Consider the following 19,439-nt stretch of genomic DNA (forward strand, 5'->3'; position numbering starts at 1 on the left):
TTAAAGTGAAAAAAGGGGGCGAGAAGCCCCCTGTCGGTCATTATACTATAAATCAGTTTAATTAGTGCACATCTCGCCAGTATTCTTTTTTCAGCAAGTATACAAATACAAACAGTACTAAAATGAATACCAAAACCCATTTACCGATGGCTTCTGATTCTAAGCGGAAAGGCTCGCCGGTGTATTCCAGATAGTTAACTAAATCAAGCACTGCCTGGTCATATTCAGCGGTAGTCAGGCTGCCGTCGCCGTCGGTCTTAATACCCACGTGACGCATCACTTTCTCGCCATCAACCAGCGCTTCTTCCTCAGTCATGCGCGGTGTACCTTGCAGAGGTTGCAGTACGTGAGGCATACCCACTTCCGGGAACACAGTGTTGTTTACACCGAAAGGACGCGACTCATCAACATAAAACGAACGAAGATAAGTGTAGATCCAGTCTCCACCACGAACACGGGCTACCAGTGTCAGATCAGGTGGCGCTGCACCAAACCACACAGCCGCAGATTCTGCAGGCATTGAACGTGTGATGTAATCAGAGATTTTTTTACCGGTAAACTGCAAGTTTTCCTGTGCCAGATCTTCCGGAATACCCAGGTCGTTAAAGGTACGCTGATAACGTTGGTACTGCTGAGAATGACAGCCCAGACAGTAGTTCATGAAAATCTTGGCACCGCGTTGTAACGACGCTTTATCAGATAAATCATAGTTTGCTTTGTCCAGGTGAACGTCACCGCCAGAGGCCAACGCAATACCAGGCACTAAGAAAGCCAGAATACAAATTAGTTTTCTCATTTAGGGATCCTCGCTGGAACTGGTTTTGTGGTTTCATTTTTACTGTAAATAAACAGCAGAATGAAGAAACCGAAATACATTACTGTCAGAATTTGTGAAGCAGTAATTTTCCAGTTTTCCTGCGGTGTACCACCCAGGTAACCCAAGAAGATAAATACAATGGCAAACACGATCAGGTTAGTTTTGTGCAAGCCACTGCGGTAGCGCCATGACTTCACAGTGCCGCGGTCAAACCAAGGCAACAGGAACAGGAAGATGATTGCGCCAAACATTGCAATTACACCAAACAACTTGTCCGGAACCGCTTTCAGAATCGCGTAGAACGGCGTGAAGTACCAAACAGGGAAAATATGCGCAGGCGTTTTAATCGGGTTAGCAATTTCAAAGTTTGGATGCTCCAGGAACTTGCCGCCCATTTCAGGAGCGAAGAACAAGATGTAAGTAAAGCCAGCCAGGAAGAAACAGAACGCAACCAGATCTTTCAGTACGATGTGCGGGAAGAATGGCAGAACGTCGTCAGCAATGTCGTATTTGCTGGTGTAGTATTCGTGAATTTCGAATTTAGTTTTTTCGTCTTCTGATAAGCTGCCTTTCTTATGCTTAATCGCCACGCCGTCAGGGTTGTTAGAACCCACTTCGTGAAGTGCAATGATGTGCAGGAATACCAGAATTACAATTACCAGAGGCAGTGCAATAACGTGCAGTGCGAAGAAACGGTTCAGCGTAGCACCAGAGATAACGTAGTCACCCTGGATCCACTGAACCAGGTCAGGACCAATTACAGGAATGGCACTAAACAGCGATACGATTACCTGTGCACCCCAGTAAGACATTTGCCCCCAAGGAAGTACGTAACCCATGAATGCTTCTGCCATCAGCGCAAGGTAAATTAGCATACCAAAGATCCACAGCAGTTCACGTGGCTTTTGGTAAGAACCGTAAATCATGCCGCGGAACATGTGCAGGTACACTACGATAAAGAACGCAGAAGCACCGGTGCTGTGCATGTAACGGATGATCCATCCGTAATCAATCTCACGCATGATGTATTCTACTGAAGCAAACGCACCTTCAGAAGTTGGGTTGAAGTTCATGGTTAGCCAGATACCGGTAACGATTTGGTTTACCAGTACAACAGTGGCTAAAAACCCAAACACATACCAGAAGTTCATGTTTTTGGGTGCTGGGTATTGGATGGCGTGCATGTTTGCCACGCGCATCATTGGGATACGAGCTTCGATCCAGGCTAAAAACGCTTGCATGTTATACAACCTCCGCTTCTGAACCGATAATGACCGTGTGGTCATTCACGTACTGATAAGGGGGTACTACCAGGTTTAATGGAGCGGGTACGTTTTGAAATACGCGACCAGCCATATCAAACTTAGAACCGTGACATGGGCAGAAGAAACCGTCTGGTACGCCTTCAACGTATTCTTCGAAAGCACCATCTTTCATATGCTGTGGAGAACATCCCAGGTGGGTACAGATACCAACCAGGATCAAATATTCTTCTTTAAGTGAACGATACTGATTCTTCGCAAAAGCAGGCTGCTGCTCATTTTCAGAATTAGGGTCACGTAACTTATCTTCGTGTTTGCCAAGTTCAGCAAGAATCTCAGGGGTACGACGCACAATCCATACCGGTTTGCTTCGCCACATAACACGAATCAACTGACCAGGTTCAATTGCACTGATATCCACTTCAACATCAGCACCGGCAGCTTTAGCTTTTGCACTTGGATTCCAAGACGCTATAAAAGGTACGGCTGCACCGGCTGCACCTACCCCACCAACAACACACGTTGCTACGGTCAGGAACCGACGACGCGGATTGTCTTGCGGCTTGTCATCACTCAGCGCAGACTCTTTTGCATCTACAGACACATTGCTCATCCACTTTTCTCCAGGTTTTGGATAATATGAAACTGACAATCACCTACCTAGGTCAGTGTTTATCGGTATTCATGGTACTTATCGTGTTACTCGCTCTTGGCACTTTTTACAGTTCGGCGATTTCACGAAAGAAAGTCAAATTTTTCGACCGAAAATGATAAAAGAAAACCCCCTCAAAACACAAGGAATTACTGGAATTAACTGGATAAATAGTTGTAAGGTTTGAGCCCCATCAAAGCTGATGAGCCGAAAGTCGTAAACCTGCATACTCGCCATCACATATTATTTACATCGATTTATCATTTTCTGTAACACCTTGGCCATAATGTGTTTTACACATCACAGTGTAGGTTACTTCAAAAGATAACGACGGAATTTATTGCCCATTCACGGCATTTATTTTGTTCTGTAATTCGGGTGTTTTTGAGTAACACAGCGGGTTAACCGCACTCAGTTCATCAGGAAACGGAAAACTGCTTGTTGAGATAAGCAATGATCTCACCTGATTCATACATCCACTGCTCATCGCCATTAGGATGACGAATGTGCAAACAAGGTACCTGAACTTTGCCACCGCCCTGGAGGAGCGTATCTCTGAAAGGAGAGCCTTGTACCGCACTGCGTTTTTCAACAGGCACATTCAGCTTGTAAATCGCTCTACGGGTTTTGATACAGAACGGACAAGCAAAGAAATGATACAGCGTAAGGTGTTTAGCCGCTTCATTTGCCTTCAGTTGTGCTTCGGGAGTCCGTTTAACGCGGCTCCAGCGCGTTAACACATCTACCGATACAATGACCAGCCCAAGGGCGTTTCTAACCAGTTTAATCAACATGTTCATCTACCATTCAAATATTTTGTACGCCAGTAAATACAGTGCGCAAGTAATTACAGGGAAAAGCGCGATTAGATCTAAAAAAAAACCCGGCAGATGCCGGGTTTTTTGAAACCAGATAAAACGAATTAACGTTTTGAGAACTGAGGCTTCTTACGTGCTTTATGCAGACCAACTTTCTTACGTTCAACGCGACGCGCGTCACGAGTAACAAAGCCAGCTTTGCGCAGTGCCGGACGAAGTGTTTCGTCGTATTCCATCAGAGCACGAGTGATACCGTGACGGATTGCACCAGCCTGACCGTTTGAACCACCACCAGCAACAGTGATGTAAAGGTCAAATTTCTCAGTCATTTCAACTAACACAAGTGGTTGACGAACAACCATACATTCAGTTTCACGACCAAAGTACTCGTCAAGAGCACGTTTGTTTACTGTGATGTTTCCTGTACCTGGACGCAGGAATACACGAGCAGTAGAACTTTTGCGACGGCCAGTGCCGTAATATTGAGTATCTGCCATGTGAGTAACTCCTTAGATGTCCAATACTTGAGGTTGTTGTGCAGCGTGCTTGTGCTCAGCACCTGCGAAAACTTTTAGCTTGCGGAACATTGCACGGCCCAGAGGACCTTTTGGCAACATACCTTTAACCGCTTTTTCAAGTACCATTTCTGGCTTGTGAGCGATCAGCTTCTCAAAGTTCGTTTCTTTCAGACCACCTGGGTAACCAGTGTGCGAGTAGTACATTTTGCCCTGAGCTTTATTACCAGTTACAGTAATTTTCTCTGCATTGATCACTACAATGTAGTCACCAGTGTCAACGTGCGGTGTGTACTCAGGCTTGTGCTTACCACGTAAACGCAGAGCGATTTCTGAAGCTAAGCGGCCTAAAGTTTTGTCTGTGGCGTCTACCACGTACCAGTCACGTACAACCGTTTCTGGCTTTGCAACAAAAGTTTTCATTTTTAAATTTACCCGAAAAATATTCGTCGTTACTTAGGTTTTTTGTAAAAACCCCCTGAAAAATCAATATTCGGACCCCTTCGAATCCACTGATTTCTTCCACTTTCCCAAAGTGGGTGTAACTGGGCAGGGCGCGAATTATACAGTAATTGCCCAAAAAGCGAACCCCTATTTTCTATTTTTTTCATTGGTAAAAACAAAAAAACTCCTCTAGCCTTAAAGGGTTTGTTTATATTCGATGTAGTACATGAAAAAACTCTCCGTATTTGTTGTTTTAATCACCTTATTCGTACCGCGTGCTCAGGCCTCCGAGCCGGGTGAAGTCATTTTCACACGCGCCTTTGCAGATGACGCATACGGCTATTATCATGCACAGATTCTGCAGCGGATACTGGAACTTACCCCCGAATTTGGTAAGGCGGTTGCCGTACCTCACCCGCAACCTATGCCGCAAGCCCGTCAAATCATAAAATTACAAGCTGGCGAAGGCGATGTAATGTGGAGTGCAACATCCAATGAGCGGGAACAACAATTGTTACCGGTTCGATTCCCACTGCTACAAGGTTTGGCAGGCTACAGGGTATTGGTTATCAACGCTTATAAACAAGCTCAGTATCCAACGTCGTTAACCAAAGCTGATTTACAAAACCTGGTGGGCGTACAAGGCAATGACTGGCCGGATTTAACCGTGTTAAGACACAACGGGTTCAAGGTAGAAGGGGCGCAGTGGAGTTTATGGTTTCAAACCATGTTCACAGCAGTTGAAAAAGGCATGGTGGATTATTTTCCTCGCAATGTCATAGAAGTCAGTAATGATCTTGAAAGGCACGAGGCCAAGCGTATTAAACTCGAAGATAATTTTATTTTGCGATACCCCAGCTACGAGTATTTTTTTGTATCACCACTTAAACCAGAGTTAGTGAATCGTTTGCAAATCGGGTTATTGCGAATGCTGAATAACGGTGAATTGAAAGTGCTATTTGAAAAACACGACAACCATAAAAAGGCTATGCTGCTGGCAACGGATCCTAGCCGCATTATGATTGAACTCAATAATCCTGATTTAGCTTACAAGTATACCAATCCACTGTGGGGAAACGACGCCACAGAAATGCGCCAGCTACTTGAAGAAGCCATATTGAAAAGCACGCAAACCGACAACTAGCGCTCTTTTAGTTTTGCCTGTTGCCACAGGCTTTCCATCTCATCCAGACTTAACTGTGTCAGGGATTGCTGTTTGTTGTGCGCGGCAAGTTCCACCTGCGCAAACCGCTTTGCGAACTTCAAACTGGCTCTGCGCAAGGCGGTATCAGCATCAACACGGGCATGCCGGGCTAGATTAACTATAGCAAACAACGCATCGCCAATTTCTTCTTCCAGCCGCTGTTGATTAATTGTAGCCTCATTGAGTTCGGCCTGAATTTCTTCAATCTCTTCGTTTACTTTGTCGAGAACGGGGGCAATATCGGGCCAGTCAAAGCCCACCTTGGCACAGGCCTTCTGAATTTTCTGCGCATGCATTAACGCCGGCAGTCCTGCGGGGATGTCATCAAGAATGGACGAGTGTGTGTGTTTGGCTTTGTACTTTTCCTGCGCTTTTATCGCTTCCCATTGTGCTGCCAGTTCCGATTCACTGGTAGCCGCATCAGCAAACACATGCGGATGGCGGCGCTCCATTTTATCGCTGATCGCGTTAGCGACACTGGCAAAATCAAAGGCTCCCTGCTCCTTGCCAATTTGCGCGTAGAACACAATCTGAAATAACAGGTCGCCCAGTTCATCGCGTATATCCTCAATACCGCCACGCTCAATAGCATCTACGGCTTCGTAGGCTTCCTCAATGGTATAGCGGGTAAGCGACTGCATGGTTTGTTGCACATCCCAGGGACAGCCCTTTTGCGGGTCGCGCAAACGCGCCATGATGGTAAGCAGGCGTTCAAGGGCCTGCCCCGGTTCAGTTGGCTTTTCGTCTGACATCCAGCACATCCTTAAGCTGAGTAAGACGCGACATCATTCGCGACAATGTATTCAAATCGGCCACTTCCACCGACAACGAAATAAGCGCGGTTTGCTGGGCTTTGTCGCTTAAACTGTTCACCCCAAGCAGCGCCACGCCTTCGTTTGCCAACACGGTGGTAATGTCTCGCAGTAAACCAGTGCGATCGGTGCAATACACGTCAACGGCAGCTTCAAATCCCACATTGAGTTCGTCTGACCAATTCACCTCAATCTGGCGTTCAGGATGCTGAGTTAACAGATTCTGCAGTTGCTCACAACTCTCTTTGTGCACACTTACACCGCGCCCTTGCGTGATGTAACCCAAAATAGGCTCACCCGGTACCGGCTGGCAACAATTAGCCAATTGACTTAGCAAATGGCCTACCCCTTCGACCACCACAGAGTCTTTCTTGCCTTTGCTGCGCGCTACTTTTCGCGTTTTCAGCTTCGGACTTAATTCGGGTTCAACCGGCGCAGGGGATAACAATTGCTGCAGATAATTAACAACCGACATCACGCGAATATCGCCGGCGCCAATCGCTGCGTAGAGTTCATCGAGCGAAGGCATATTGAATTTTTCGCAAGCTTCTGACGCCTTTTTGAGAGCAATATGCGCTTTGACTAACTCGCGTTCCAACAATTCCTTGCCGGCTTGCTGGTTCTTCTCTTTATCCTGCTTTTTAAAGAAACTGTGAATAGTTGCGCGGGCACGCGACGAATGCACATAGCCCAATCCGGGGTGTAACCAGTCTCGCGACGGATTTGGCTCTTTGCCGGTAAGCACATCGATTTGGTCACCACTTTGCAACTGATACGTGAACGGCACAATGCGCCCGTTGATTTTAGCGCCAATACAGCGATGCCCTACGTTGCTGTGAATATAGTAGGCGAAATCCACCGGCGTAGAACCCTGTGGCAAATCGATTACGTCACCTTTGGGGGTAAACACGTACACCCGGTCGTCGAATACCTGACTGCGTAATTCTTCTACCAGATCGCCTGACTCGGCCACTTCTTCCTGCCATTGCAGAATTTTCCGTAGCCAGTTGATCCGTTCATCATAGCCCGATGCTTTGCCGGTACTACCTTCCTTGTATTTCCAGTGCGCAGCTACACCCAGCTCCGCATCCTGATGCATTTTCTGAGTACGAATTTGAATTTCTACGGCTTTGCCTTCAGGCCCAATAATTACAGTGTGAATAGACTGATAGCCATTGGCTTTTGGCGTGGCAATGTAATCGTCGAATTCGTTGGGGATATGCTTGTAATTGGCATGTACCGTACCCAGTGCCGCATAACAATCCTGCAAACGTTCGGCAATGATACGCACTGCGCGAATGTCGAAAAGCTGTTCGAAGGTAAGATGCTTTTTCTGCATCTTTTTCCAGATACTGTAAATGTGTTTGGGGCGGCCATACACTTCGGCTTTGATGTTTTCATCATCTACCAGCGATTGTAATTCGGCCACGATATTGTTTATGTACTCAGCGCGCTCGCGGCGTTTGCCATCGAGCTGCTTGGCAATTTGCTTGTAGGTTACCGGGTGTAAATAGCGAAATGCCAGATCTTCCAGTTCCCACTTTAACTGACCAATGCCCAGCCTGTTTGCCAAAGGAGCATAAATAGTGGCGCATTCACGTGCCACCATAACCCGGGTTTCTTCGTCGGCTTTTTTAACCTGCTGCAGCGCACAAATGCGCTCGGCCATTTTTATCACCACCGCGCGCACATCTTCCACCATTGCCAGTAACATGCGGCGAATGCTGTCGATGTGTTGTTCATCTGACGCGGAAAATTTACTCGCTGATTGTTTGCGGTTGTGCAATGAGCGAATGGCATCCATTCTGCGCACGCCTACAATTAATTGCTCTATTTCCGGGCCAAAGGTTTCTTTTACCTCGGCATCGGTAAGCATGTGCTGCTGACAGTACGGAAACACCAATGCGGCCTGCAGGGTAGCGTCATCCATGTTCAACTGGTGCAGGATCTCAACCATTTCCTGTCCAACCAGCAATTGTTCCGGCATGTGCGAAATTTCACGCAACTTCTGACGTGTTAGTTCAGACATATCCAGACTGGCCAGCCATTGTTCAAACGGTGGCCGCTGTGCTTCATGCACTTTACGGGTTGAAACCATTATTCTTCACCAATTGTCCTGCGTCATTTATTTATTAATGCAGCTTAAAACGATAAGACCGCGCTTATCCGTGTTGTGTTCCAGCTTAATCACAGGTTAGCAGCATCATCATCTCGATATGCTGTGTAAACGGGAACATTTCCATCAAGCCAACCTTACTGATGCGATAGCCTGCCGCCAGCAGCGGCGCAATATCGCGATCCAGTGTCGCCGGGTTGCAAGATACATACACGATTGACGGTACCTTGTGTTTAGCTAATTGCTCACACACAGTGTGCGCGCCTTCCCGCGAGGGGTCCAGTAACACTTTGGTTGTATTATTAATTGCTAGGGCACTCACCACCTGATGATCGGAGAGGTCCTCGCAGCGCCATTCGATATTGGTAATGCCCTGTTCCTGAGCACAGGCGTCTGCGCGTTGCACCATTGTGGCAACCCCTTCAACCGCCGTAACCTGTTTTACCTTTTTTGCAATAGGCAAACTGAAATTGCCCAGCCCGCAGAACAGATCCAATACCGTATCCTGTGGCGATAACGCCAGCCAGTTCAGGGCCTGCTCAACCATTGCCAGATTGACCTGATGATTTACCTGCACAAAATCTTCGGTAGTCACAGACACATAACAACTATCGGCTGTGGCGCAGGTAAGGCTGTCCGTTTGCCCCCGCAACACCACGCTGCCTGAGTCGCCATAATCGGCACGAAGCAACAGATTATGTGTTTCAGCAAACGCTCGCCAGCTATCGAGATCCTGTTGAGGCAAGCGCTGAGTTACCCGGCAAGTAACCGCAATGGCATTATCGCTTTCGAGTAAGCTAATATGGCCGAGTAAATCGGCGCGCTTTAACTGCTTCAGTTGTTGGTGTAATGCAGGTAACAGGTTGTTAAGCGGACTGGTTAATACCGGGCAATGCGGCACATTCACAATGGCTTTCGCACCCGCCGCCCTGAACCCTAGTTTAATATCGGAAGGGTCACGGGCATCAATCGCCAAACGGGTTTTACGCCGGTAACCAGGATGCGGACTTACAATGGGTGTTTGCCAGGGCAATGCCGCTAATTTGTGATGGCGTCGCAACTGCGAGTCCAGCGCATCCTGCCGCCAGATGAGGGCTTGTTCCGGCGCGACATGTTGCAGTGAACACCCACCACACTGGTTAATCAGCGGACAAAAAGGGGCTATACGGTGCTCTGAGGCTTGTTCAATTTGAATCACCTCGCCTTCAAACACCTGTTTTTTTTGTTTGCTTACCAACACCTTGCAGGTTTCGCCAGGCAATGCACCGTCGGCAAACAACACCGGTTGATGACTGCGACTCACTCCCCGCCCTCTCGCATCCCAGGTGTCGATGGTGGCAGTTACCGTTATCGCCGGACTCTTCGCAGCAGACGATTTACGTGACGATTGAGGCCGGGATTTACCCCGTTTAGGCTGATTTGAACGGGCCATAGCTTAGCGGGTTTCCAAAATAACGGTTGCGACAGCGTAATGCTGCTCGTCCGACAAGGATACGTGCCAGTGCGCGATTCCGCGCTGCTCACACAGCGCAGCAAACTCGCCGCTTACCTGCAACTCAGGCGCGCCAAGTGCATTATTTGTGATGCACATTTGTTGCCAGCCAATACCCCGTCCAATGCCGGTACCCAGCGCTTTCACCGCCGCTTCTTTGGCTGCAAACCGCTTAGCCAGATAGCGTTCTGGCTGACTGTGCGACTGATAGCAGGCAAGTTCCGCGTCGGTGAGTACGCGTTTTGCCAAGCGATCACGCTGCGCCTGATCGCGATTTAACCGTGCAATTTCAACAATGTCGGTACCGATGCCAGCAATGGCCATACTCACTAACTCAGCGTTGTTGCAGTAGCGCGCTGGTGCGGGCTTCCTGCATTAATTTACGCATATCCGCCACGGCATTGTGCAGTCCGTCGAATGCTGCACGTGCCACAATAGCGTGACCAATGTTCAGTTCCAGAATTTGCGGAATAGCCGCAATAGGCTTTACGTTGTGGTAATGCAATCCGTGACCCGCGTTAACCTGCAAACCCAGCAAGTGCGCGTATTCAACGGCTTTGCGGATCTGGCTTAAATACTGAAGCTGCTGCGCTTCGCTGGTAGCATCGGCGTAGTGACCAGTGTGAATTTCAATAAAGGGCGCACCCGTGGCTTTCGCTGCGTCAATTTGCCTTTCATCGCCGTCGATAAACAGCGATACCAGAATGTTAGATTCAGCCAGACGCTTACACGCATCGGTAATACGGCTCAGGTTACCCGCAACATCCAACCCGCCTTCGGTGGTGAGTTCTTCGCGCTTTTCAGGCACCAGACAGCAAAACACCGGTTTAACCTGTTCGGCAATACCCAGCATTTCTTCGGTTACCGCCATTTCCAGATTCATACGGGTTTTGATGGTCTGCGCCAGAATGTGTACGTCGCGGTCTGTAATATGACGGCGATCTTCACGCAGGTGTACTGTAATACCATCTGCGCCCGCACGCTCTGCGATATCGGCGGCATGCACCGGATCAGGATAAGAAGTGCCACGTGCATTGCGCAGCGTTGCAATGTGATCAATGTTAACGCCAAGAAAAATATCGTTCATTACCAGAAGCCTGTAGGGTAAAAATGCGCGGCAATTGTACCAGTGATAGGCTTGTCGATAAATATCGGGATGCGCTGCGGTAATGATATTGTGAGTATTAATTGTAATTGCAGCTGCAATCCTTGTTGCTAGCAGGATAGATTACAACACTGCTGCTAACGCCCGGCCAGAAACAGTTCCCGGCTTTTAAGTGGCTTATCGCCTATAAAGGGCTGAAGCACCTGACGGGTGAGGCGCTTGGCGGTTTTCAGGGCACTACTGGTATACTCGCCCTCTGCCAGCGACAATAAGTCCTGACCCAGGTAGCTGTTTCGTCCGGCTTGCGCCACTGCACTAAAACCCTGCTCGGCAAAATAGTCGTACCATCCTTGCGGGTGAATAGGCGCATCGGAAAACGCCTCGGCCGTCATATCCGGGATCACGCCCAATTCGGCAATTAATGCCATTTCAAATTCGCGTAACGGACGATCAAGCTGTGCGGTATTTTTTAAATTGTCCAGCGTATTGCCATACGTTTGATACAGCATTTCTGCCGCCAGGCCCTGGGGCAAAACCCGATTGGTAAGTTCGTTAACGTAAAAGGCGCAGTAAAGCGCGTCGCCGGTTACGTTGAGCGCCGGCGCAGCGGCTTCAATTTGCGTTAAATTTTTTAAATCTGATTTACCCGATAGCTGAATGCGCAGCGCCTGAAAAGGCTGAAGCAGGCTGCGCTTGTCTGATTTAGCCCCGCGCACACCTTTAGCCACGGCGCTGACCCGCCCTTGTTCATAGGTAAAAAAATCTACCAGAAAGCTGGTTTCCCGGTAGGGGCGTCGGTGCAACACATATGCATTAAGCCAGTTTGGGGTCATGGTTAAACGCTGGCTCCTTGCTTACGCACGCTTAATTCGAACGACTTTCATTTGTTCAAACGCCATGCCCGCCACGGTTTCGCTAACAGGATAGTAAGTCAGATTTACCCGCGCGCCTTTTAACGACTGATATGGCTTGCCGCGTTTGAATACAAATGGCACATCCACCCCCTCTATCATCAGCGTATGACGTATCCAGTCGCCCTCCTGACGTTGCGTGTGCGATAACACCTTCACATTTTCAGAATGGGTAAGAGAAGGATGTTTGGCGAGTAATTTGTCAACACTCATAACGGGGCAATGGCATCCACCAACAGTTGTAGTGACTCCCGGCCACGGAAAAAATTAATGTCCAGCTGGTAGGCTATTTCTACCTGACGAATCGACGCGTTTGGCCAGATGTGAGTATCGATATTAAATGCAATGGCGTCAAACTCCTCGCCACTATGCGGATGAGCCAGCACCATTTTTAAGTGGCGCTCACCGACTATGCGTTGTTGCACCAGATGGAACACACCGTCGAACAACGGCGGCTGAAATCCCTGACCAAACGGGCCGGCCTGACGCAGTAGTTGCGCAACATCCAGACTCAGCTCGGTATCTGCCAGCTCGCCGTCAGTGACAATTACATGAGGATCGCCAATATGTTTGAGCGCTTCACCCGCATACCGGGAAAATACGCGAGTAAACCGATCCAGTTGATCTGCCGGAATTGATAATCCGGCTGCCGCCGCATGGCCACCAAATTTTATAATTAATTCAGGATTCGCAGTATGAACGGCGTCGAGCAGGTCACGTATGTGCACCCCATCAATTGAACGCGCAGACCCCTTGAGGGTATCGTCATCCTGACGGGCGAACACAATTACTGGCCGCTTGTGCTTGTCTTTTAAGCGTCCGGCTACAATGCCAATCACGCCCTGATGGAATGCCTCGTCGAACAACACGATAGCGTTAAGCGCAGTGCCGCCCTCGCCAAGTTCAAGCGCCGCAAGCGCCTCCTCGGCTTGTTGTTTCATATCCTGTTCAATGGTTTTTCGCTGTTGGTTTAAACTGTCCAACTCTGCGGCCAGTGCTCTTGCTTGCATGGCGTCAGTACACAATAAGCACTCAATGCCTGCTGCCATATCATCAAGTCTACCCGCCGCATTTAACCGAGGCCCCACAACAAACCCCAGGTCAGATGCCGTGATCCTGGCCGCCTGACGCTGCGCCACATCCAGCATGGCTGTGATCCCGGGGCGGCAACGCCCGGCCCGAATTCGCTGTAACCCCTGATGCACCAGAATCCGGTTATTTTGATCAAGTACTACAACATCGGCCACTGTACCTACCGCCACAATATCCAGATAATTTGCCAGGTTAGGTAACGGGCAGCCCGCGCTGGCGAACCAGCCACGCTGATCGAGTTCAGCCCGTAAGGCGAGCATCAGATAAAAGGCAACGCCCACACCAGCCAGGGATTTGGAAGGAAAAGTACAATCTGGTTGATTGGGGTTAACGATTGCATCGGCATTGGGTAGTGTGTCGGCTGGTAAGTGATGATCGGTAACGATGACTTTTATGCCCAGTGCTTTAGCCCGCTCTACCCCTGCGTGACAGGCAATACCATTGTCTACCGTAATAATCAGCTGGGTACCGCGCTCTGCCGCTACATTAACGATTTCCGGCGACAATCCATAACCAAAATCGAAACGATTTGGCACCAGATAATCCAACCGTGTTGCGCCCATTTCAGACAGTGCCAGCATGCATAACGACGTACTGGTCGCACCGTCTGCGTCGAAATCGCCAATAATGGTGATCATCTCGTTGGCTGCCAACGCATCGGCAATCAGGCCGGCGGCTTTTTCACTGTTCAGCAGTTCGCTGTAATGTAAAAGCGCTTTGGCACCGGTATCTAACTGCGCTGGCGTGGCAATTCGCCTACCGTTATAGATGCGGGCAAGTACCGGATGAAGATTAACTGGCAGTGGTGTTGACGCAAGTTCGCGTCGTTGAATTGATAAACCCATGAAACGCCGATGATGATTGAGTTTGCCGCACAATCACCCATTGGGGTTTATGCGGCAATGATTTAGCTTATTGCACCGATGCAGGCATTGCACATCAGCACACTGGTAGTTATCCCGCAATGTCCTGCAGTACAGCCAATAATTGCTCTGGAGGCTGGTAGCCTGGAATGATGGTCCCATTAGACAAAATAATATTGGGTGTGCCGTTTACACCAATACTGCGACCAAACTGGAATTGTTTGGCGATATCGTTGCTACAGTTAGCCGCCACAACGGTTTCACCGTTTTTAGCGCTGGTCATAGCGTCTTTTGGATCGGCTGCACACCACACATTTACCATCTGACGGTATGTAGGACTATTCAAGCCTGCGCGGGGATAGGCAAGGTACCGCACTGTGATGCCTGCATCGTTATAGGCGCCCACTTGTTCATGCAGCTTTCTGCAATATCCACAAGTGGTATCGGTAAATACCGTTACCACGTATTTTTCGCGTTTGGCCTTAAATTCAATGTAGGAATGATCAAATTGCTTAAGGCCCTCTATGCGCATGTCTGCCAACGCAATCTCGGTTTCGTTGCGCATTTCCTCATCGAGGTTATAAATTTTAGCCTGCAAAATATAGGTACCATCGGCGCTCACATAGAAGAGCCCGTTTTCAGTGCTCACCTGAACCAGGCCGCGTACCGGCGAATCAGCAATGGCGTTTACTTCCCATTGCAAGGTAGATTCAATCTTCGCTTTGATGTGATCATTTGCAGCATTAGCCAATACGTTTGCCTGAGCGCCACACGCTATTACACTCAGGATCACGGCCACGCCGCGGGAAAACAATCTCATACTTACTCCTGTGACTGGCATCACTCTTTGTGTGCCAATGAAATTGAGGGTGATGGTCATAAGACCGTTAATTCCCCGAAAAATTGCATCATACCTCATTCGAACCCGGCATTGAAGATTGCTCGCCGCAGGCGCAATGCGATATATCTGGATTCCATTTAACGCGATTCAACGCTTTGCTATCCCCGAGGGTGATGTTCGCCAATCAGGCTTTGCAATCGCTCGGTAGCAACATGGGTGTATATTTGTGTTGTCGATAAATCACTGTGCCCCAGTAACATTTGCACTACGCGTAAATCCGCACCATGGTTCAGTAAATGCGTGGCAAAAGCATGCCTGAGGGTATGTGGCGACAAATGCTCTGTTATCCCAGCCACCACCGCGTAGTATTTAATGCGATGCCAAAACGTTTGCCGGGTCATTTGCACGCCGCGTTTACTTACAAATACCACATCGGTCTGATGCTTCAGTAATGCCGGGCGCGCCGCTTTTAAATAATGCTGTAACGCATCAAGCGCCTGCTCGCCTAACGGCACCAACCGTTCTTTATTACCCTTGCCGGTAACCCTGACCAAGCCCTGGGTTAAACTGATTTGCGACATTCGCAATCCGGTTAACTCACTTACCCGCAGCCCGGTAGCATAAAGCACTTCCAGCATCGCTTTGTCGCGACATTCAATGTCATCTTCGGTATTGGGGGCTTCAAGCAATGCGTCTACGTCTGCCTCACTTAAGGTACCCGGCAGCTTTTTAGCGGCTTTGGGCATGGCAAGTTTTGATACCGGATTGTCTTCGCGAAATCGCATTGCCACACTAAAGCGATAAAAATGACGCATTGCGCTTATTGCGCGTTGAGTAGAGCGGGCCGACAATCCGTTTTCATCCCGGTATGCCAGGTAGTCACGCAGATCGTCCAGTGATACTTTTACAATCAGCGGGCGTTTCCTGGCGGTTAAAAATTGCGCCAGGTCGCACAAATCCCGTCGATATCCCTGCTGCGTGTTATCGCTCAGGCCTTTTTCCAGCCACAAATGCTCAATGAAGGCTTCAATGTCATCGGTGTCATTGTCGCGCAACAGCAAAGCAGCCTTACTCATTTAAAGCCCCGGCGAGCTTTAATCAGCTCGTAAGCGGCCTGAATGTCCTGCGCTTTAGACTTGGCAATTTCCATGGCTTGCTGCGGTAATCCTTTAGAGGCCAGCTTGTCGGGATGATGTTCAGACATGCGTTTGCGATAAGCGCGCTTTATGGTTTTCTCATCGTCACTGGCCGATGCGCCAAGGATGGTATAAGCATCGTCAAGCGATGGGCCACTTGTTGACTGCGCCTGACGTCGCTGCCCCTGCCCCGCCCCCTGGGAACGCGAATGACGGCGAAAGCGGATCTCCGCTTCGTACATGGCAATCAGATAATCCAAATCTCTGCGAACAAACCCCAGTGGTTTCGCCACTTTCTCCAGTACCTGGTATTCATCACGCGACAAATGCCCATCGGCAAAGGCTGCCTGTATAAGAATTTCCAGAAACACTTGTAATATATCGCGACGGCCGTGGCAGGACTCGTGCAGTTGCCTAAGGATATCGGCAATCGGAAAATCGCGATCCTTGCCTTCGCGAAACGCTTGCTGTGCTTCTTTGCGCGCGTCACCGTGCAGTTTCATGTCGTCCATCAGGCGCGATGCAACCAGTATTTCCTGCTCGGTTACCTTGCCATCAGCTTTGGCAAGATGCCCCAACGAGGCAAACAGACTGTGAAAGAAAATCGCCTGCTGCTTCATGCCATCCTGACTGGTAAAAAAGCGTCCAAAGCCGCCAGACTGGTTAAAGTCCTGCGCGTAGCCTTTGTCGAATAAATAACCTACAACAGCGCCCAGTATGGCTCCAGGCACCCGAAATGCCAGAAATCCAAACATAAAGCCAAGTACGGTGCCCCAAGATGGCATGTATTCCTCCCAAATATGATGCAATGCACGAATCAAAACCCGCGTACATTATCATGCCTTAGCCAGCGAAAATGGTAAACGCTTCGTCATTCAACCAGGAAATTGGGGATATCAGGGGAATTTTTCGATTTTTTTCAGGTCTGCTGTTGGTAAATGGCGACGAAGTGCATAGAATTAGCGCCTTGTTCTCACGCTTACCTACGCAAACGAATGTTAGCGGTAAGTGATTCATTACTTTCACCGGTGAACATCGAGTAAGTTACATTGCTGTCGACATTATTTAGCGAACCCAAATCGCGCCATGCCAAAACGCTTTTACTGCTGTGCTGCCTCAGCACAAGCTGGTTTGCTACGGCGGCCCGGGCACAGAGTATTGCCCCTGACGCTGTCTCAGATGATGCCGCCTGTGTAGTAACAGCCCGCCCTTTTAACGAAAGCCAGTTGCTGTCGAAAAAACAGGTAAAGGTGATGTCGGACTCTGCGCAGGTGCTGGAAAACCAGCTGGCCAGTTTTGCAGGCAATGTGGACATTGTTACCGATAGCGCCATTATTCATGCCTCAAAAGCCGCGGTAAGCGATAACGGGAAAGCGATGTCTGCTACTGGCGATGTAAGCTACAGTGACCGTCAGTTAAGCGTAAGCAGTGATGGGCTGACAGTAAGCTCACAAACCCAGTCGTTAAATATGAAAAACACGGTATACCAATTAACCGGGTTTATTGGCCATGGCGCAGCCGAAGAAATCGATATCAGTGCAGACGCAGGGATAAGCCTGAAAGAAGTGAGTTTTACAACCTGTCCGCTCGGGCAGGAAGACTGGCGACTGGTGGCGTCTGAAATTAGCATCGAGCAAGGCAAAAGCATGGGTGAAGCCCGCCATACCCGCTTTTATTTGGGAGATGTACCGGTATTGTACTTACCCTATTTTGCTTTTCCGGTAAGCAATCAACGTCAGAGCGGTTTGTTATTTCCGCTGATCAGCAGTTCAACCTCTACCGGGATTGATTACGAGCAGCCTTATTACTGGAATCTCGCACCTAATTACGACATGACCATTTCGCCACGGCTAATGTCAAATCGCGGTGTGCAGTTAAAAACTGAATTTCGCTATTTAACCGAGGAGTCGCAGGGCAATCTGTTTTTAGAGTACCTGCCCAGAGACACCAAACTCGACAATAACGACAGCCGCTATTTCTACCGCTATCAGCATCAGGGCGCATTAAGCGATAACTGGATGCTGAATGCCGATTTAAATGGCATAAGCGACAACAACTACATTGTGGATTTAGGATCAGACTATTACAACCGCTCTGATACCACGATAAACCGCACATTAGGCGTGGAGTATTTTTCCAGCCATGCCGATTTCAGCCTGTATGTGCGCGACTTCGACACTATCGGGGATTACCAGGATATTTACCGCGCATTGCCTGAAGCCAAAATACAGTTGCGTCAGCCCCTTGGTGAGATGCTGGCACTTACCGTAGATTCAGAGCTGGCCTATTTCGACAACGCGCAGGAAAACAACCCTACGGCACTGCGTTGGCACGTAGCGCCAACCCTGTCATTGCCCTACCAGCGCTACTGGGGTGAGATGACCGCGGAGCTGACGGTAATGAACACCTATTACCATCAGCGCCAGATTGAAGGCACTGCACTGGACGAAGAAGTAAACCGGACACTTACCCAGGGACGTTTGTTCAGTTCATTGTATCTGGAGCGCAATGACGATCTGTTAGGTAACGACATGACCGTTACCCTGGAACCCAAAATGCAATACCTGTACACGTCGTATGAAGACCAGTCAAACATTGGATTGTACGATACAACTGCCTTGCTGAACGACGTAAACGGATTGTTCCGGGGTCAGGAATTTACGGGTCTGGACCGGATTAACGACAACAATCAAATTACCCTTGGGGTAACTTCTCGCGTAATTGACAGCGCCAACAGGGAACAATTTGTGGTGAGCCTGGGTCAGATATTCTATCTGGCTGATACCCGGATCACGGCAACAACCGACGATCGCAACCGTTCGGCACTGGCAGCTGAGTTAGATTGGCGCCTGCACGAAAATTGGTTTGTTCATTCCACCGTTCAAATTGCTACCGACAACGACAAAGTTGAACGCAGCAGTATGGTGGTGGAGTACCGCCGTGATAACGACAGCCTGGTGCAATTGAGTCACCGCTTTGTGCGGGATTTATCAGGAGAAACCATTGATCAACTCGGTATGTCTGCCAGTTGGCCAATTGCGAAAAACTGGCACTGGGTAGGGCGTTCTTACCGGGATTTGGAAAGAGACAGAAGCATCGAGAACTATTTTGGGGTACAGTACGAGTCCTGTTGCTGGGCTGTGCGTTTAGTTGCGCAACGCAGCCTGAGTAATCGCTATGACGCGTTGGGTCAGCAAAACACCAACGAGTTTGACTCAAGTATCGGATTACAATTTATCTTTAAGGGAATTGGGTCAGCGCGCTCAAACCGCGATATGCTAAAAGATGGCATGTTCGGTTACCGTCAGCCCTACGTGTTAAATTAACCGTAGCATTGACCATTCAAACACTAAGCAAGA

19 protein-coding genes are annotated in these 19,439 nt (G+C 49.0%); 2 read left to right on the forward strand and 17 right to left on the reverse strand.

Going from position 1 to position 19,439, the window contains the following annotated elements:
- Nucleotides 1-61: 61 nt before the first annotated feature.
- The 6 genes from FJ444_RS11460 to rplM form a co-directional block, all read right to left on the reverse strand.
- A complete protein-coding gene (locus tag FJ444_RS11460) occupies nt 62-796 on the reverse strand; it encodes a cytochrome c1 (RefSeq protein WP_140958437.1) in 735 nt (244 codons plus the stop codon).
- Entirely contained in the window at nt 793-2,058 is a 1,266-nt protein-coding gene (locus FJ444_RS11465; RefSeq protein WP_140958438.1) for a cytochrome b N-terminal domain-containing protein, read from the reverse strand. The genes FJ444_RS11460 and FJ444_RS11465 overlap by 4 nt, the downstream gene beginning before the upstream one ends.
- 1 nt (nt 2,059) lies before the next feature.
- Complete coding sequence (gene petA / locus FJ444_RS11470) at nt 2,060-2,692, reverse strand: ubiquinol-cytochrome c reductase iron-sulfur subunit (protein WP_140958439.1); 633 nt, start codon at nt 2,690-2,692, stop codon at nt 2,060-2,062.
- Between the two features lie 458 nt (nt 2,693-3,150).
- A complete protein-coding gene (locus FJ444_RS11475; RefSeq protein WP_140958440.1) occupies nt 3,151-3,531 on the reverse strand; it encodes a glutathione S-transferase N-terminal domain-containing protein in 381 nt (126 codons plus the stop codon).
- A 122-nt stretch (nt 3,532-3,653) separates the two neighbouring features.
- Complete coding sequence (rpsI, locus tag FJ444_RS11480) at nt 3,654-4,046, reverse strand: 30S ribosomal protein S9 (protein WP_140958441.1); 393 nt, start codon at nt 4,044-4,046, stop codon at nt 3,654-3,656.
- Nucleotides 4,047-4,058: 12 nt separating this feature from the next.
- A complete protein-coding gene (rplM, locus tag FJ444_RS11485; protein ID WP_140958442.1) occupies nt 4,059-4,487 on the reverse strand; it encodes a 50S ribosomal protein L13 in 429 nt (142 codons plus the stop codon).
- Between the two features lie 247 nt (nt 4,488-4,734).
- Between rplM and FJ444_RS11490 the strand changes: the two genes are divergently transcribed.
- The gene (locus FJ444_RS11490) at nt 4,735-5,652 is read left to right on the forward strand and encodes a transporter substrate-binding domain-containing protein (RefSeq protein WP_140958443.1); all 918 of its coding nucleotides are present in this window, start codon (nt 4,735-4,737) and stop codon (nt 5,650-5,652) included.
- On the opposite strand, the gene mazG is transcribed toward FJ444_RS11490, so the two are convergent.
- The 11 genes from mazG to djlA all read right to left on the reverse strand — a co-directional run bounded on the left by mazG (nt 5,649) and on the right by djlA (nt 16,865).
- The gene (gene mazG / locus FJ444_RS11495) at nt 5,649-6,464 is read right to left on the reverse strand and encodes a nucleoside triphosphate pyrophosphohydrolase (RefSeq protein ID WP_140958444.1); all 816 of its coding nucleotides are present in this window, start codon (nt 6,462-6,464) and stop codon (nt 5,649-5,651) included. The genes FJ444_RS11490 and mazG overlap by 4 nt on opposite strands.
- Nucleotides 6,442-8,622 (reverse strand): GTP diphosphokinase, encoded by a 2,181-nt coding sequence (gene relA, locus FJ444_RS11500; protein ID WP_140958445.1) that lies wholly within the window; start codon nt 8,620-8,622, stop codon nt 6,442-6,444. Before relA ends, mazG begins: the two co-directional genes overlap by 23 nt.
- Before the next feature lie 85 nt (nt 8,623-8,707).
- Nucleotides 8,708-10,072, reverse strand: coding sequence for a 23S rRNA (uracil(1939)-C(5))-methyltransferase RlmD (gene rlmD, locus FJ444_RS11505; RefSeq protein ID WP_140958446.1), 1,365 nt, complete (start codon nt 10,070-10,072; stop codon nt 8,708-8,710).
- Between the two features lie 3 nt (nt 10,073-10,075).
- Nucleotides 10,076-10,456, reverse strand: a complete 381-nt coding sequence (gene acpS, locus FJ444_RS11510) for a holo-ACP synthase (RefSeq protein WP_140958648.1) — start codon at nt 10,454-10,456, stop codon at nt 10,076-10,078.
- A gap of 10 nt (nt 10,457-10,466) precedes the next feature.
- On the reverse strand, nt 10,467-11,219 hold the full coding sequence (gene pdxJ, locus FJ444_RS11515) for a pyridoxine 5'-phosphate synthase (protein ID WP_140958447.1): 753 nt from the start codon (nt 11,217-11,219) through the stop codon (nt 10,467-10,469).
- Nucleotides 11,220-11,374: 155 nt separating this feature from the next.
- On the reverse strand, nt 11,375-12,070 hold the full coding sequence (gene recO, locus FJ444_RS11520) for a DNA repair protein RecO (RefSeq protein WP_140958448.1): 696 nt from the start codon (nt 12,068-12,070) through the stop codon (nt 11,375-11,377).
- Between the two features lie 21 nt (nt 12,071-12,091).
- Complete coding sequence (locus FJ444_RS11525; RefSeq protein WP_140958449.1) at nt 12,092-12,361, reverse strand: hypothetical protein; 270 nt, start codon at nt 12,359-12,361, stop codon at nt 12,092-12,094.
- A complete protein-coding gene (recJ, locus tag FJ444_RS11530) occupies nt 12,358-14,085 on the reverse strand; it encodes a single-stranded-DNA-specific exonuclease RecJ (protein ID WP_140958450.1) in 1,728 nt (575 codons plus the stop codon). The genes FJ444_RS11525 and recJ overlap by 4 nt, the downstream gene beginning before the upstream one ends.
- 109 nt (nt 14,086-14,194) lie before the next feature.
- On the reverse strand, nt 14,195-14,923 hold the full coding sequence (dsbC, locus tag FJ444_RS11535; RefSeq protein ID WP_140958451.1) for a bifunctional protein-disulfide isomerase/oxidoreductase DsbC: 729 nt from the start codon (nt 14,921-14,923) through the stop codon (nt 14,195-14,197).
- A gap of 179 nt (nt 14,924-15,102) precedes the next feature.
- The gene (xerD, locus tag FJ444_RS11540) at nt 15,103-16,020 is read right to left on the reverse strand and encodes a site-specific tyrosine recombinase XerD (RefSeq protein WP_181405144.1); all 918 of its coding nucleotides are present in this window, start codon (nt 16,018-16,020) and stop codon (nt 15,103-15,105) included.
- Nucleotides 16,017-16,865, reverse strand: a complete 849-nt coding sequence (gene djlA / locus FJ444_RS11545; protein WP_140958452.1) for a co-chaperone DjlA — start codon at nt 16,863-16,865, stop codon at nt 16,017-16,019. The genes xerD and djlA overlap by 4 nt, the downstream gene beginning before the upstream one ends.
- Nucleotides 16,866-17,129: 264 nt before the next feature.
- On the opposite strand from djlA, the gene FJ444_RS11550 reads away from it, so the two are divergent.
- Nucleotides 17,130-19,406, forward strand: coding sequence for an LPS-assembly protein LptD (locus tag FJ444_RS11550; protein ID WP_255439139.1), 2,277 nt, complete (start codon nt 17,130-17,132; stop codon nt 19,404-19,406).
- The last annotated feature ends 33 nt before the right edge of the window (nt 19,407-19,439 follow it).

It is taken from the genome of Aestuariibacter sp. GS-14, from assembly GCF_006494365.1.
Taxonomy (GTDB): Bacteria; Pseudomonadota; Gammaproteobacteria; order Enterobacterales; family Alteromonadaceae; genus Alteromonas; species Alteromonas mangrovi.